15 protein-coding genes, 1 tRNA gene and 1 rRNA gene are annotated in these 16,214 nt (G+C 35.6%); all 17 read left to right on the top strand.

The features are described from left to right. Window positions 1-22: 22 nt before the first annotated feature. Window positions 23-781: a ParB/RepB/Spo0J family partition protein gene (locus tag OVN23_RS08075; protein WP_173218743.1), complete on the top strand. Its 759-nt coding sequence runs from the start codon at window positions 23-25 to the stop codon at window positions 779-781. Window positions 782-993: 212 nt separating this feature from the next. Further along, the gene (gene dnaA / locus OVN23_RS08070) at window positions 994-2,355 is read left to right on the top strand and encodes a chromosomal replication initiator protein DnaA (RefSeq protein WP_023944973.1); all 1,362 of its coding nucleotides are present in this window, start codon (window positions 994-996) and stop codon (window positions 2,353-2,355) included. 158 nt (window positions 2,356-2,513) lie between these two features. Next, window positions 2,514-3,650: a DNA polymerase III subunit beta gene (gene dnaN / locus OVN23_RS08065; RefSeq protein WP_173218741.1), complete on the top strand. Its 1,137-nt coding sequence runs from the start codon at window positions 2,514-2,516 to the stop codon at window positions 3,648-3,650. A 64-nt stretch (window positions 3,651-3,714) separates the two neighbouring features. Then, the gene (locus OVN23_RS08060; protein ID WP_000285186.1) at window positions 3,715-3,909 is read left to right on the top strand and encodes a DUF951 domain-containing protein; all 195 of its coding nucleotides are present in this window, start codon (window positions 3,715-3,717) and stop codon (window positions 3,907-3,909) included. Between the two features lie 84 nt (window positions 3,910-3,993). Next, complete coding sequence (gene ychF, locus OVN23_RS08055; protein ID WP_001218700.1) at window positions 3,994-5,109, top strand: redox-regulated ATPase YchF; 1,116 nt, start codon at window positions 3,994-3,996, stop codon at window positions 5,107-5,109. Between the two features lie 71 nt (window positions 5,110-5,180). Then, window positions 5,181-5,750 (top strand): aminoacyl-tRNA hydrolase, encoded by a 570-nt coding sequence (pth, locus tag OVN23_RS08050; protein ID WP_173218739.1) that lies wholly within the window; start codon window positions 5,181-5,183, stop codon window positions 5,748-5,750. Further along, a complete protein-coding gene (gene mfd, locus OVN23_RS08045; RefSeq protein ID WP_173218737.1) occupies window positions 5,751-9,260 on the top strand; it encodes a transcription-repair coupling factor in 3,510 nt (1,169 codons plus the stop codon). 57 nt (window positions 9,261-9,317) lie between these two features. Further along, a complete protein-coding gene (locus OVN23_RS08040) occupies window positions 9,318-9,584 on the top strand; it encodes an RNA-binding S4 domain-containing protein (protein WP_001234978.1) in 267 nt (88 codons plus the stop codon). Then, a complete protein-coding gene (locus OVN23_RS08035) occupies window positions 9,577-9,945 on the top strand; it encodes a septum formation initiator family protein (RefSeq protein ID WP_000041903.1) in 369 nt (122 codons plus the stop codon). The genes OVN23_RS08040 and OVN23_RS08035 overlap by 8 nt, the downstream gene beginning before the upstream one ends. Before the next feature lie 4 nt (window positions 9,946-9,949). Next, window positions 9,950-10,072: an SP_0009 family protein gene (locus OVN23_RS08030; protein ID WP_000429331.1), complete on the top strand. Its 123-nt coding sequence runs from the start codon at window positions 9,950-9,952 to the stop codon at window positions 10,070-10,072. After that, window positions 10,065-11,333, top strand: coding sequence for a serine hydrolase (locus tag OVN23_RS08025; RefSeq protein ID WP_173218735.1), 1,269 nt, complete (start codon window positions 10,065-10,067; stop codon window positions 11,331-11,333). Before OVN23_RS08030 ends, OVN23_RS08025 begins: the two co-directional genes overlap by 8 nt. Then, complete coding sequence (gene tilS, locus OVN23_RS08020; RefSeq protein WP_173218733.1) at window positions 11,330-12,607, top strand: tRNA lysidine(34) synthetase TilS; 1,278 nt, start codon at window positions 11,330-11,332, stop codon at window positions 12,605-12,607. Before OVN23_RS08025 ends, tilS begins: the two co-directional genes overlap by 4 nt. 4 nt (window positions 12,608-12,611) lie before the next feature. After that, on the top strand, window positions 12,612-13,154 hold the full coding sequence (gene hpt / locus OVN23_RS08015) for a hypoxanthine phosphoribosyltransferase (protein WP_000892176.1): 543 nt from the start codon (window positions 12,612-12,614) through the stop codon (window positions 13,152-13,154). Between the two features lie 15 nt (window positions 13,155-13,169). Beyond that, entirely contained in the window at window positions 13,170-15,128 is a 1,959-nt protein-coding gene (gene ftsH, locus OVN23_RS08010) for an ATP-dependent zinc metalloprotease FtsH (RefSeq protein WP_173218731.1), read from the top strand. A 120-nt stretch (window positions 15,129-15,248) separates the two neighbouring features. Beyond that, the gene (locus OVN23_RS08005) at window positions 15,249-15,728 is read left to right on the top strand and encodes a sigma-70 family RNA polymerase sigma factor (protein WP_173218729.1); all 480 of its coding nucleotides are present in this window, start codon (window positions 15,249-15,251) and stop codon (window positions 15,726-15,728) included. A gap of 92 nt (window positions 15,729-15,820) precedes the next feature. Continuing rightward, a tRNA-Glu gene (locus OVN23_RS08000) sits at window positions 15,821-15,892 on the top strand. Between the two features lie 243 nt (window positions 15,893-16,135). Further along, window positions 16,136-16,214 (top strand): 16S ribosomal RNA (locus OVN23_RS07995); the annotation flags it as partial.

Raw genomic sequence — 16,214 nt, 5'->3', positions numbered from 1 at the left:
AAAGATGTGTTAGTGTAGAATCATGGAAAAATTTGAAATGATTTCTATCACAGATATACAAAAAAATCCCTATCAACCCCGAAAAGAATTTGATAGAGAAAAACTAGATGAACTAGCACAGTCTATCAAAGAAAATGGGGTCATTCAACCGATTATTGTTCGTCAATCTCCTGTGATTGGTTATGAAATCCTTGCAGGAGAAAGACGCTATCGGGCTTCACTTTTAGCTGGTCTAACGTCTATCCCAGCTGTTGTTAAACAGCTTTCAGATCAAGAGATGATGGTCCAATCCATCATTGAAAATTTACAGAGGGAAAATTTAAATCCAATAGAAGAAGCACGCGCTTATGAATCTCTCGTAGAGAAAGGATTCACCCATGCTGAAATTGCAGATAAAATGGGCAAGTCTCGTCCTTATATCAGCAACTCCATTCGTTTGCTTTCCTTGCCAGAACAGATTCTCTCAGAAGTAGAAAATGGCAAACTATCACAAGCTCATGCGCGTTCTCTAGTTGGGTTGACTAAGGAACAACAAGACTATTTCTTACAACGGATTATAGAAGAAGATATTTCTGTAAGGAAGTTAGAAGCTCTGCTGACAGAGAAAAAACAAAAGAAACAGCAAAAAAATGATCATTTCATACAAAATGAAGAAGAACAGTTAAAAAAACTACTCGGATTAGATGTAGAAATCAAACTGTCTAAAAAAGATAGTGGAAAAATCATTATTGCTTTCTCAAATCAAGAAGAATATAGTAGAATTATCAACAGCCTGAAATAAGGCTGTTCTTTTATTTTTTTATCTCACAAGGTTATCCACTATGTTTTTCGATAAAAAGCTTAATAAAACAATAGTTTCTGACTTTATCCCCAATCTGTGGATAAAACTTGGTAACATTGTGGATTATTTTTCACAGCTTGTGGAAAATTCTTACTATCTATGGTAAAATATCTCTAGTATTAAACTTTTAAATAGTAAAGGAGGAGAAAGGATTGAAAGAAAAACAATTTTGGAATCGTATATTAGAATTTGCTCAAGAAAGACTGACTCGATCCATGTATGATTTCTATGCTATTCAAGCTGAACTCATCAAGGTAGAGGAAAATGTTGCCACTATATTTTTACCACGATCTGAAATGGAAATGGTCTGGGAAAAACAACTAAAAGATATTATTGTAGTTGCCGGATTTGAAATTTATGATGCTGAGATAACTCCCCACTATATTTTCACTAAACCTCAAGATACGGCTATCTCACAAGTTGAAGAAGCTACAAATTCAACTCTTTATGATTATAGTCCAAAGTTAGCATCTATTCCTTATTCGGATACTGGGTTAAAAGAAAAGTATACCTTTGATAACTTTATTCAAGGGGATGGAAATGTTTGGGCAGTATCAGCCGCTTTGGCTGTCTCTGAAGATTTGGCTCTGACCTATAACCCTCTTTTTATCTATGGAGGACCGGGACTTGGTAAGACTCACTTACTTAATGCCATTGGGAATGAAATTTTGAAAAATATTCCAAATGCGCGTGTCAAATACATACCTGCTGAAAGCTTTATTAATGACTTTCTTGATCACCTAAGACTTGGGGAAATGGAAAAGTTTAAAAAGACCTATCGTAGTCTTGATCTTTTGTTAATCGATGATATCCAGTCACTCAGCGGAAAAAAAGTCGCAACTCAAGAAGAATTTTTCAATACTTTTAATGCCCTTCATGACAAGCAAAAACAGATTGTCCTAACCAGTGATAGAAGTCCAAAGCATTTAGAAGGACTCGAGGAAAGGCTTGTAACGCGCTTTAGTTGGGGGTTGACCCAAACTATCACCCCCCCTGACTTTGAAACACGTATTGCCATTTTACAAAGTAAAACGGAACATTTAGGCTACAATTTTCAAAGTGATACTCTAGAATACCTAGCTGGGCAATTTGACTCAAATGTTCGAGATCTTGAGGGAGCTATCAACGACATCACTTTAATTGCCAGAGTAAAAAAAATCAAGGATATCACTATTGATATTGCTGCAGAAGCTATTAGAGCTCGCAAACAAGATGTTAGCCAAATGCTCGTCATCCCAATTGACAAAATTCAAAATGAAGTTGGTAACTTTTATGGTGTCAGCGTCAAAGAAATGAAGGGAAGCAGACGCCTTCAAAATATTGTGTTAGCCCGTCAAGTAGCCATGTATTTATCTAGAGAACTGACAGATAATAGTCTTCCAAAAATTGGGAAGGAATTTGGAGGAAAAGATCATACAACAGTCATTCATGCCCATGCAAAAATTAAATCTTTGATTGATGAAGACGATAATTTACGTTTAGAAATTGAATCAATCAAAAAGAAAATCAAATAACTTGTGGATAACTTTTACTTTATTATCTTTTTTATCCACATTTTTTAAACAAGCCCAAAAACTTGATATGACTTGTTTAAAGTCTGTTTTCCACAGATTTCACAGACTCTATTATTACTATTATCCTTCTAATACTAAAAATAAATAAAGGAGAATCCATGATTCATTTTTCAATTAATAAAAATTTATTTCTACAAGCATTAAATATTACTAAGAGAGCTATTAGTTCTAAAAATGCCATTCCTATTTTATCAACTGTCAAAATTGACGTGACCAATGAAGGTGTTACTTTAATTGGATCAAATGGTCAAATTTCAATTGAAAATTTTATTTCTCAAAAAAATGAAGATGCTGGTTTGTTAATTACTTCTCTAGGTTCAATCCTTCTTGAAGCTTCTTTCTTCATCAATGTGGTATCTAGTCTACCTGATGTGACTCTTGATTTTAAAGAAATTGAACAAAATCAAATTGTTTTAACCAGTGGCAAATCAGAAATTACCCTAAAAGGAAAAGATAGCGAACAATATCCACGAATTCAAGAAATTTCAGCAAGTACTCCTTTAATTCTTGAAACAAAATTACTCAAGAAAATTATCAATGAAACAGCCTTTGCTGCAAGCACACAAGAGAGTCGTCCGATTTTAACAGGTGTTCATTTTGTATTGAGTAACCACAAGGAGCTCAAAACAGTGGCAACAGACTCTCATCGTCTAAGCCAGAAAAAATTAACGCTTGAGAAAAATAGTGATGATTTTGATGTTGTAATTCCTAGCCGTTCTTTACGCGAATTTTCAGCGGTATTTACAGATGATATTGAAACTGTAGAGATTTTCTTTGCTAACAATCAAATCCTCTTTAGAAGTGAAAATATTAGCTTCTATACTCGTCTCCTCGAAGGAAACTATCCTGATACAGATCGTTTGATTCCAACAGATTTTAACACTACTATTACTTTTGATGTTGTAAACTTACGTCAGTCAATGGAGCGTGCTCGCCTTTTATCAAGTGCGACTCAAAATGGTACTGTGAAGCTTGAAATTAAAGATGGGGTTGTTAGCGCCCATGTTCACTCTCCAGAAGTTGGTAAAGTAAATGAAGAAATCGATACGGAGCAGGTTACTGGTGATGATTTGACTATTAGTTTCAATCCAACTTATTTGATTGATTCTCTTAAAGCTTTAAATAGCGAAAAGGTGACCATTAGCTTTATCTCAGCTGTTCGTCCATTTACTCTTGTGCCAGCAGACACTGATGAGGACTTTATGCAGCTTATCACCCCAGTCCGTACAAATTAAGTTAAAGAGGTTGAGCTTAGCTCGCCTCTTTTATGATATAATCGAAAAAGAAAAGGAGAGTAGTATGTATCAAGTTGGAAATTTTGTTGAAATGAAAAAACCACACGCTTGCACCATCAAGTCAACAGGTAAAAAGGCTAATCGTTGGGAAATTACGCGTGTAGGAGCAGATATCAAAATCAAATGTAGCAATTGTGACCATGTTGTCATGATGGGACGCTATGATTTTGATCGAAAAATGAATAAAATTATTGACTAGGAAGCCTTAGTTAGAGGGTTAGCAAGTTTTCCCTTTTTGTGTTATAATATTAGGGATTGAAATGAAAACGGAGAATGAGAAAATATGGCTTTAACAGCAGGTATCGTTGGTTTGCCAAACGTTGGTAAATCAACACTATTTAATGCAATTACAAAAGCAGGAGCAGAGGCAGCGAACTACCCATTTGCGACTATTGATCCAAACGTTGGAATGGTGGAAGTTCCAGATGAACGTCTACAAAAATTGACTGAAATGATCACTCCTAAAAAGACAGTTCCAACAACATTTGAATTTACAGATATTGCAGGGATTGTAAAAGGAGCTTCAAAAGGAGAAGGGCTAGGGAATAAATTCTTGGCTAATATCCGTGAAGTAGATGCGATTGTTCATGTAGTTCGTGCTTTTGATGATGAAAATGTGATGCGCGAGCAAGGACGTGAAGATGCCTTTGTGGATCCACTTGCAGATATTGATACCATTAACTTGGAGTTGATTCTTGCTGACTTAGAATCAGTTAATAAGCGCTATGCGCGTGTAGAAAAGATGGCACGTACGCAAAAAGATAAAGAATCAGTAGCAGAATTCAATGTTCTTCAAAAGATTAAACCAGTTCTTGAAGATGGAAAATCAGCTCGAACTATTGAATTTACAGATGAAGAACAAAAAGTTGTCAAAGGTCTCTTCCTTTTGACAACTAAACCAGTTCTTTATGTTGCTAATGTAGATGAGGATGTAGTTTCAGATCCAGATTCTATCGACTATGTCAAACAAATTCGCGAATTTGCAGCGACAGAAAATGCAGAGGTAGTAGTGATTTCTGCGCGTGCTGAGGAAGAAATTTCTGAGTTAGACGATGAAGACAAGCAAGAGTTTCTTGAAGCTCTTGGGTTGACAGAATCAGGCGTTGACAAGTTGACTCGTGCAGCTTACCACTTACTTGGACTTGGAACTTACTTCACAGCTGGTGAAAAAGAAGTTCGTGCTTGGACTTTCAAACGTGGTATGAAGGCTCCTCAAGCAGCTGGTATTATCCACTCAGACTTTGAAAAAGGTTTTATTCGTGCAGTAACTATGTCATATGAGGATTTAGTGAAATATGGATCTGAAAAGGCCGTAAAAGAAGCTGGACGCTTGCGTGAAGAAGGAAAAGAATATATCGTCCAAGACGGCGATATCATGGAATTCCGCTTTAATGTCTAAAAAATTAATAAATAGTGTCAATTAGGTTGGAAAAAAATTCCAACCCTTTTGGCTTTTGAAAGGAAAAATAAATGACCAAATTACTTGTAGGCTTGGGAAATCCAGGGGATAAATATTTTGAAACAAAACACAATGTTGGTTTTATGTTGATTGATCAACTAGCGAAGAAGCAGAATGTCACTTTTACACACGATAAGATATTTCAAGCTGATCTAGCATCTTTTTTCTTCAATGGAGAAAAAATTTATCTCGTCAAACCAACGACATTTATGAATGAAAGTGGAAAAGCAGTTCATGCTTTATTGACTTACTATGGTTTAGATATTGAAGATTTACTCATCATTTACGATGATCTTGATATGGAAGTTGGAAAGATTCGTTTAAGAGCAAAAGGCTCAGCAGGTGGTCATAATGGTATCAAGTCTATTATTCAACATATTGGAACTCAGGTCTTTAACCGTGTTAAGATTGGAATCGGAAGACCTAAAAATGGCATGTCAGTTGTTAACCATGTTTTGAGTACCTTTGACAAGGATGATTATATCGGTATTTTACAGTCTATTGACAAAGTTGACGATTCTGTAAATTACTATTTACAAGAGAAAAACTTTGAGAAAACGATGCAGAGGTATAACGGATAAATGGCGACCTTATTAGATTTATTCTCAGAAAATGATCAGATCCAAAAATGGCATCAAAATCTGACAGATAAGAAAAGACAATTAATGTTAGGTTTGTCAACTTCTACAAAAGCTTTAGCAATCGCTAGTAGTTTGAAGAAAGAAGATAAGATTGTTCTATTGCTATCAACTTATGGAGAAGCAGAAGGTCTTATTAGTGATCTTATCTCTATCTTGGGTGAGGAACTTGTCTATCCATTTTTGGTAGATGACTCCCCTATGGTCGAGTTTTTGATGTCTTCACAAGAAAAAATTATTTCACGGGTTGAAGCCTTGCGTTTTTTGACTGATCCGTCTAAGAAAGGGATTTTAGTATGTAATATCGCAGCAAGTCGATTAATTTTACCGTCTCCCAATGTATTCAAAGATAGTATTGTAAAAATCTCAGTTGGTGAAGAATATGATCAACATGCGTTTATCCATCAGTTAAAGGAAATAGGCTATCGAAAAGTTACACAAGTACAAACTCAGGGAGAGTTTAGTATACGAGGAGATATTTTAGATATTTTTGAAATATCCCAGTTAGAACCTTGCCGAATTGAGTTTTTTGGTGATGAAATTGATGGTATCAGGTCATTTGAAGTAGAAACACAATTATCGAAAGAAAATAAGACAGAACTCACAATCTTTCCAGCTAGCGACATACTTTTGAGAGAAAATGATTATCAAAGAGGTCAGTCAGCTTTAGAAAAACAAATTTCAAAGACTTTATCACCTATTTTAAAATCATACTTAGAAGAAATTCTTTCAAGTTTTCACAAAAAACAAATTCATTCTGATTCTCGGAAGTTTTTATCTTTGTGCTATGATAAGACATGGACTGTCTTTGATTATATTGAAAAAGATACTCCAATATTCTTTGATGATTATCAAAAATTGATGAATCAGTATGAAGTCTTTGAAAGGGAGCTAGCGCAATACTTTACAGAAGAATTACAGAATGGTAAAGCATTTTCTGAGATGCAGTATTTTGCAGATACAGAACAAATCTATAAAAAACAGAGTCCGGTTACCTTTTTCTCTAATCTACAAAAGGGGTTAGGAAATCTCAAGTTTGACAAAATTTATCAATTCAATCAATATCCTATGCAGGAATTTTTCAATCAGTTTTCTTTTCTAAAAGAAGAAATTGAACGATACAAAAAAATGAATTATACTATTATCTTGCAATCTAGCAATTCAATGGGAAGTAAGGCATTGGAGGATATGTTAGAGGAATACCAGATTAAATTGGATTCCAGAGATAAGTCAAGTATCTGTAAAGAATCTGTAAACTTAATCGAGGGCAATCTCAGACATGGTTTTCATTTTGTAGATGAAAAGATTTTATTGATAACTGAACATGAGATTTTTCAAAAGAAATTGAAACGTCGTTTTCGAAGACAACATGTTTCAAACGCAGAGAGATTAAAAGATTACAATGAACTTGAAAAAGGAGATTACGTTGTTCACCACATTCATGGAATTGGTCAATATCTAGGGATTGAAACAATTGAAATCAAAGGGATTCACCGTGATTATGTTAGTGTTCAATACCAAAACGGGGATCAAATCTCTATCCCAGTGGAACAGATTCATCTACTTTCCAAATACGTTTCAAGTGACGGTAAAGAACCTAAACTCAATAAATTAAATGATGGTCATTTCAAAAAAGCAAAGCAAAAAGTTAAGAACCAGGTAGAGGATATAGCAGACGATTTAATCAAACTCTATTCTGAGCGTAGTCAGTTGAAAGGCTTTGCTTTCTCAGCCGATGATGAAGGGCAAGATGCTTTTGATGATGCCTTCCCTTATGTTGAAACAGATGATCAACTTCGTAGTATCGAGGAAATCAAGAGAGATATGCAAAATTCTCAGCCAATGGATAGGCTATTGGTTGGGGATGTTGGTTTTGGAAAGACCGAAGTTGCAATGCGTGCAGCCTTTAAGGCAGTCAATGATCATAAACAGGTGGTCGTTCTAGTTCCAACGACGGTTTTAGCGCAACAGCACTATACTAATTTTAAGGAACGATTCCAAAATTTTGCTGTTAATATTGATGTGTTGAGTCGCTTTAGAAGTAAAAAAGAGCAGGCAGAGACACTTGAAAAATTAAAGAATGGTCAAGTTGATATTTTGATTGGAACGCATCGTGTTTTGTCAAAAGATGTTGTGTTTGCTGATTTGGGCTTGATGATTATTGATGAGGAACAGCGATTTGGTGTCAAGCATAAGGAAGCCTTGAAAGAACTGAAAAAACAAGTAGATGTCCTGACCTTGACAGCAACGCCAATTCCTCGTACCCTTCACATGTCTATGCTGGGAATCAGAGATTTGTCTGTTATTGAAACTCCGCCGACTAATCGTTATCCAGTGCAAACCTATGTTTTAGAAAAGAATGATAGTGTCATTCGTGATGCTGTCTTACGTGAAATGGAGCGTGGAGGTCAAGTTTACTATCTTTACAATAAAGTTGACACGATTGACCAGAAGATTTCTGAATTACAGGAGTTGATTCCAGAGGCTTCGATTGGTTATGTTCATGGGCAAATGAGTGAGATTCAGTTGGAAAATACTCTATTAGACTTCATTGAGGGACAATACGATATCTTGGTGACAACTACCATTATTGAGACAGGAGTGGACATTCCAAATGCCAATACTTTATTTATTGAAAATGCGGACCATATGGGCTTGTCAACCTTGTATCAGTTAAGAGGAAGAGTCGGTCGTAGTAATCGTATTGCTTATGCCTATCTAATGTATCGTCCAGAAAAATCAATTAGTGAAGTCTCTGAGAAGAGATTAGAAGCGATTAAAGGATTTACAGAATTGGGATCCGGATTTAAGATTGCTATGCGAGATCTTTCGATTCGTGGAGCAGGGAATCTCCTAGGAAAATCCCAGTCTGGTTTCATTGATTCTGTTGGTTTTGAATTGTATTCGCAGTTATTAGAGGAAGCTATTGCTAAACGAAACGGTAATGCTAACGCTAACACAAGAACTAAAGGGAATGCTGAATTGATTTTGCAAATCGATGCCTATCTTCCTGATACTTATATTTCAGACCAACGACATAAGATTGAAATTTACAAGAAAATTCGTCAAATTGACAACCGTGTCAATTATGAAGAGTTACAAGAGGAGTTGATAGACCGTTTTGGAGAATACCCAGATGTAGTAGCCTATCTTTTAGAGATTGGTTTAGTCAAGTCATATTTGGACAAGGTCTTTGTTCAACGTGTGGAAAGAAAAGAAAATAAGATTACAGTTCAATTTGAAAAAGTCACTCAACGACTGTTTTTAGCTCAAGATTATTTTAAAGCTTTATCCGCAACGAACTTAAAAGCAGGCATCGCTGAGAATAAGGGATTAATGGAGCTTGTATTTGATGTTCAAAATAAGAAAGATTATGAAATTTTAGAAGGTCTGCTGATTTTTGGAGAAAGTTTATTAGAGATAAAAGAGTCGAAGGAAGAAAATGCCATTTGATATTTTTCTTCTATAAAATAGATAAAAATGGTACAATAATAAGTTGAGGTAATAAGGATGAGATTAGACAAATATTTAAAAGTATCGCGAATTATCAAGCGTCGTACAGTCGCAAAAGAAGTAGCAGATAAAGGCAGAATCAAGGTGAATGGAATCTTGGCCAAAAGTTCAACGGATTTGAAAGTTAATGACCAAGTTGAAATTCGCTTTGGCAATAAGTTGCTACTTGTAAAAGTACTAGAGATGAAAGATAGTACAAAAAAAGAAGATGCAGCAGGCATGTATGAAATTATCAGTGAAACACGGGTAGAAGAAAATGTCTAAAAATATCGTACAATTGAATAATTCTTTTATTCAAAATGAACACCAACGCCGTCGCTACCTGATGAAAGAACGGCAAAAACGGAATCGTTTTATGGGGTGGGTATTGATTTTGATTATGCTATTATTTATCTTGCCAACTTTTAATTTAGCGCAGAGCTATCAGCAATTACTCCAAAGACGTCAGCAATTAGCAGACTTGCAAACTCAGTATCAAACTTTGAGTGATGAAAAGGATAAGGAGACAGCATTTGCTACCAAGTTGAAAGATGAGGATTATGCTGCCAAATATACACGAGCGAAGTACTATTATTCTAAGTCGAGGGAAATAGTTTATACGATTCCTGACTTGCTTCAAAGGTGATAAAATGGAAAATTTATTAGACATAATTGAGCAATTTTTGAGTTTGTCAGATGAAAAGCTGGAAGAATTGGCTGATAAAAATCAATTATTGCGTTTACAAGAAGAAAAGGAAAGGAAGAATGCGTAAATTCTTAATTATTTTGTTGCTACCAAGTTTTTTGACCATTTCAAAAGTCGTTAGCACAGAAAAAGAAGTAGTCTATACTTCGAAAGAAATTTATTACCTTTCACAATCTGACTTTGGTATTTATTTTAGAGAAAAATTAAGTTCTCCCATGGTTTATGGAGATGTTCCTATTTATGCGAATGAAGATTTAGTAGTGGAATCTGGAAAATTGACTCCCAAAACAAGTTTTCAAATAACTGAGTGGCACTTAAATAAACAAGGGATTCCGGTATTTAAGCTATCAAATCATCAATTTATAGCTGCGGACAAACGATTTTTATATGATCAATCGGAGGTAACTCCAATAATAAAAAAAGTATGGTTAGAATCTGACTTTAAACTGTATAATAGCCCTTATGATTTAAAAGAAGTGAAATCATCCTTATCAGCTTATTCGCAAGTATCAATCGACAAGACCATGTTTGTAGAAGGAAGAGAATTTCTACATATTGATCAGGTTGGATGGGTAGCTAAAGAATCAACTTCTGAAGAAGATAATCGGATGAGTAAAGTCCAAGAAATGTTATCTGAAAAATATCAGAAGGATTCATTCTCTATTTATGTTAAGCAACTGACTACTGGAAAAGAAGCTGGTATCAATCAAGATGAAAAGATGTATGCAGCTAGTGTTTTGAAACTCCCTTATCTCTATTATGCGCAAGAAAAAATAAATGAGGGTCTTTATCAGTTAGATACGACTGTAAAATACGTATCTGCAGTCAATGATTTTCCAGGTTCTTATAAACCAGAGGGAAGTGGTAGTCTTCCTAAAAAAGAGGATAATAAAGAGTATTCTCTCAAGGACTTAATCACAAAAGTATCTAAAGAATCTGATAATGTAGCTCATAATATATTGGGTTATTACATTTCAAACCAATCTGATGCCACATTCAAATCCAAGATGTCTGCCATTACGGGAGATGATTGGGATCCAAAAGAAAAATTGATTTCTTCCAAGATGGCTGGGAAGGTTATGGAAGCCATTTATAATCAAAATGGATTTGTGCTAGAGTCTTTGACTAAAACAGATTTTGATAATCAGCGAATTGCCAAAGGTGTTTCTGTGAAGGTAGCTCATAAAATTGGGGATGCGGACGAATTTAAGCATGATACGGGTGTTGTCTACGCAGATTCTCCATTTATTCTTTCTATTTTCACTAAGAATTCTGATTATGATACGATTTCTCAGATAGCCAAGGATGTTTATGAGGTTCTAAAATGAGGGAACAAGATTTTTTAAATCATTTTCTCAAGAAGGGATATTTCAAAAAGCATACTAAGGTGGTGCTAGCTCTTTCTGGTGGATTAGATTCTATGTTTCTATTTAAGGTATTATCTACTTATCAAAAAGAGTTAGAAATTGAATTGATTCTAGCTCATGTGAATCATAAGCAGAGAGTAGAATCAGATTGGGAAGAAAAGGAATTAAGGAAGTTGGCTGCTGAAGTAGAGCTTCCTATTTATATCAGCAATTTTTTAGGAGAATTTTCAGAAGCGCGTGCAAGAAATTTTCGTTATGATTTTTTTCAAGAGGTCATGAAAAAGACAGGTGCGACAGCTTTAGTCACTGCCCACCATGCTGATGACCAGGTGGAAACGATTTTGATGCGTTTGATTCGAGGTACTCGTTTGCGCTATCTATCAGGAATTAAGGAGAAGCAAGTAGTAGGAGAGATAGAAATCATTCGGCCCTTCTTGCATTTTCAGAAAAAAGACTTTCCACCAATTTTTCACTTTGAAGATATATCAAATCAGGAAAATCATTATTTGCGCAATCGTATTCGAAATTCTTATTTACCAGAATTAGAAAAAGAAAATCCTCGATTTAGAGATGCAATCTTAAGTATCGGCAATGAAATTTTAGATTATGATTTGGCAATAGCTGAATTATCTAACAATATTGATGTGGAAAATTTAGAGCAGCTATTGTCTTACTCTGAGTCAACACAAAGAGTTTTACTTCAAACTTATCTGAATCGTTTTCCAGATTTGAATCTTACAAAAGCGCAGTTTGCTGAAGTTTGGCAGATTTTAAAATCTAAAAGCCAGTATCGTTATCCGATTAAAAATGGATATGAATTGATAAAAGAGTATCAACAGTTTCAGATTTGTAAAATCAGTCCGCAGGCTGATGAAAAGGAAGATGAACTTGTGTTACACTATCAAAATCAGGTATCTTATCAAGGTTATTTATTTTCCTTTGGACTTCCATTAGAAGGTGAATCAATTCAACGAATACCTGTTTCACGGGAAACATCAATACTCATTCGTCATCGAAAAAGAGGAGATTTTTTGATTCAAAATGGGCATAGAAAAAAACTCAGACGTCTATTTATTGATTTGAAAATCCCTATGGAAAAGCGAAAATCTGCTCTGATTATTGAGCAATTTGGTGAAATTGTCTCAATTTTGGGAATTGCGACTAGTGATTTGAGTAAAAACACGAAAAATGATATAATGAACACTGTACTTTATATAGAAAAAATAGATAGGTAAAAAAATGTTAGAAAACGATATTAAAAAAATCCTCGTTTCACACGATGAAATTACAGAAGCTGCTAAAAAATTAGGTGCTCAATTAACTAAGGACTATGCAGGAAAAAATCCAATCTTGGTTGGGATTTTAAAAGGATCTATTCCTTTTATGGCTGAATTGGTCAAACATATTGATACACATATTGAAATGGACTTCATGATGGTTTCTAGCTACCATGGTGGAACAGCAAGTAGTGGTGTCATCAATATCAAGCAAGATGTAACTCAAGATATTAAAGGAAGACATGTTCTATTTGTAGAGGATATCATTGATACAGGTCAAACTTTGAAGAATTTGCGAGATATGTTTATTGCAAGAGAAGCAGCTTCTGTTAACATTGCAACCTTGTTGGATAAACCAGAAGGACGTGTTGTAGAAATTGAGGCAGACTATACCTGCTTTACTATCCCAAATGAGTTTGTAGTAGGTTATGGTTTAGACTACAAAGAAAATTATCGTAATCTTCCTTATGTTGGAGTCTTAAAAGAAGAAGTGTATTCAAATTAGAAAGAACAATTTTTAATGAAAAAACAAAATAATGGTTTAATTAAAAATCCATTTCTATGGTTATTACTTATTTTTTTCCTAGTTACAGCTTACCAGTATTTTAGTACAGGTAGTGTTGCAGGGAAAAGTGAGCAAATTAATTATACAGAATTGGTAAAAGAAATTACCGATGACAATGTAAAAGAATTGACTTACCAACCAAATGGCAGTGTTATAGAAGTTTCGGGTGTCTATAAAAATCCTAAAACAAGTAAAGAAGAAACAGGCATTCAGTTCTTTTCTCCATCTGCTACAACAGTAGAGAAATTTTCAAGTATTATTCTTCCCTCTGATACCACAGTATCAGAATTGCAAAAACTTGCTTCTGACCATAAAGCAGAAGTAACTGTTAAGCATGAAAGTTCAAGTGGTATGTGGATTAATCTACTCGTATCCATTGTGCCATTTGGGATTCTTTTCTTCTTCCTATTCTCTATGATGGGAAATATGGGGGGAGGCAATGGTCGTAACCCAATGAGTTTTGGACGTAGTAAGGCTAAAGCTGCAAATAAAGAAGATATTAAAGTAAGATTTTCAGATGTTGCTGGAGCTGAGGAAGAAAAACAAGAACTAGTTGAAGTTGTTGAATTCTTAAAAGATCCAAAACGATTTACAAAACTTGGGGCTCGTATTCCAGCAGGTGTCCTTCTGGAGGGACCTCCGGGAACAGGTAAAACTTTGCTTGCTAAAGCAGTCGCCGGAGAAGCAGGTGTTCCATTCTTTAGTATCTCAGGTTCTGACTTTGTAGAAATGTTTGTCGGAGTTGGAGCTAGTCGTGTTCGTTCTCTTTTTGAAGATGCCAAAAAAGCAGCACCAGCTATTATCTTTATCGATGAAATTGATGCTGTTGGACGTCAACGTGGAGTCGGTCTCGGCGGAGGTAATGACGAACGTGAGCAAACCTTGAACCAACTCTTGATTGAGATGGATGGTTTTGAGGGAAATGAAGGAATTATCGTCATCGCTGCTACAAACCGTTCAGATGTACTTGACCCTGCCCTTTTGCGTCCAGGACGTTTTGATAGAAAAGTATTGGTTGGCCGTCCTGATGTTAAGGGGCGCGAAGCAATCTTGAAAGTTCATGCTAAGAACAAGCCTTTAGCAGAAGATGTTGATTTGAAATTAGTTGCTCAACAAACTCCAGGTTTTGTTGGTGCTGATTTAGAGAATGTCTTGAATGAAGCGGCTTTAGTTGCTGCTCGTCGCAATAAATCGATAATTGATGCCTCAGATATTGATGAAGCAGAAGATAGGGTTATTGCTGGACCTTCTAAGAAAGATAAGACTGTTTCACAAAAAGAACGTGAATTAGTTGCCTATCATGAGGCAGGACATACCATTGTTGGTCTAGTCTTATCGAATGCCCGAGTTGTCCATAAGGTTACAATTGTACCACGTGGTCGTGCAGGTGGTTATATGATTGCACTTCCTAAGGAAGACCAAATGCTTCTATCTAAAGAAGATATGAAAGAGCAATTGGCTGGCTTAATGGGTGGACGTGTAGCTGAAGAAATTATCTTTAATGTCCAAACTACAGGAGCTTCAAACGACTTTGAACAAGCGACACAAATGGCGCGTGCAATGGTTACAGAGTACGGTATGAGTGAAAAACTTGGCCCAGTACAATATGAAGGAAACCATGCTATGTTTGGGGCACAGAGTCCTCAAAAATTAATTTCAGAACAAACAGCTTATGAAATTGACGAAGAAGTTCGTTCATTATTGAATGAAGCACGAAATAAAGCTGCTGAAATTATTCAGTCAAATCGTGAAACTCACAAGTTGATTGCAGAAGCATTATTGAAATACGAAACATTAGATAGTACACAAATTAAAGCTCTTTACGAAACAGGAAAGATGCCTGAAGCAGTAGAAGAGGAATCTCATGCACTATCCTATGATGAAGTAAAGTCAAAAATGAATGACGAAAAATAACCCTGAGAGAGGCTTGTCCTCTCTTTTTTGTGCAGTTGAGGATCTAAAGGGTGCAGAATGGAGGAAATGTGCCAAAAGTGTTTCTGAATCTGTTAGACTGTATCTAGAAAGGGGAAGATTATGCTTAAAAAAATGTATGAAGAAGTCCAAGGAATTGTATACAAGTGTAGAAATGAATATTACCTTCATTTATGGGAGCTATCGGACTGGAACCAAGAGGGAATGATTTGCTTACATGAATTGATTAGTAGAGAAGAAGAATTGGTAGAAGATATCCCTCGTTTAAGGCAATATTTCAAAACCAAGTTTCGAAATCGAATTTTAGACTATATCCGTAAGCAAGAAAGCCACAAACGAAGATATAATAAAGAACCTTATGAAGAAGTAGGCGAGATCAGTCATCGTATAAGTGAGGGAGGTCTGTGGCTAGATGACTATTATCTCTTTCATGAAACACTAAGAGATTATAGAAACAAACAAACTAAAGAGCAACAAGAAGAGCTAGAACGCATTTTAAGAAATGAACGATTCCGAGGGCGTCAAAGAGTCCTAAAGGACTTACGTATTGTGTTTAAGGAGTTTGACATCCGTACCCATTAGGAATTCATGCAAAAAAATAAAAAAAGTTTAAAAAAGGTGTTGACAAAGTTTGAAAAGTCGGTATAATAGTAAGAGTTGAAAATAACAACTCTGGTCCGTTGGTCAAGGGGTTAAGACACCGCCTTTTCACGGCGGTAACACGGGTTCGAATCCCGTACGGACTATGGGTATGTTGCAGTTGGAAATACTTGATGAAAAAAGTTTAAAAAAGTTTCAAAAAAGTGTTGACAAGCGAAAGCGACTGTGATATACTAATATAGTTGTCGCTTGAGGGAAGCGAGTGACAAAGACCTTTGAAAACTGAACAAGACGAACCAATGTGCAGGGCACTACAACTAAGGTTGTAGTACTGAACAATGAAAAAACAATAAATCTGTCAGTGACAGAAATGAGTGAGAACTCAAACTTTTAATGAGAGTTTGATCCTGGCTCAGGACGAACGCTGGCGGCGTGCCTAATACATGCAAGTAGAACGCTGAAGGAGGA

The sequence above is a fragment of the Streptococcus sp. Marseille-Q6488 genome, from assembly GCF_946902925.1.
Taxonomy (GTDB): domain Bacteria; phylum Bacillota; class Bacilli; order Lactobacillales; family Streptococcaceae; genus Streptococcus.
The sequence above is the reverse complement of the archived record's forward strand: the minus strand, read 5'-3'. Positions and strand labels throughout refer to the sequence as shown.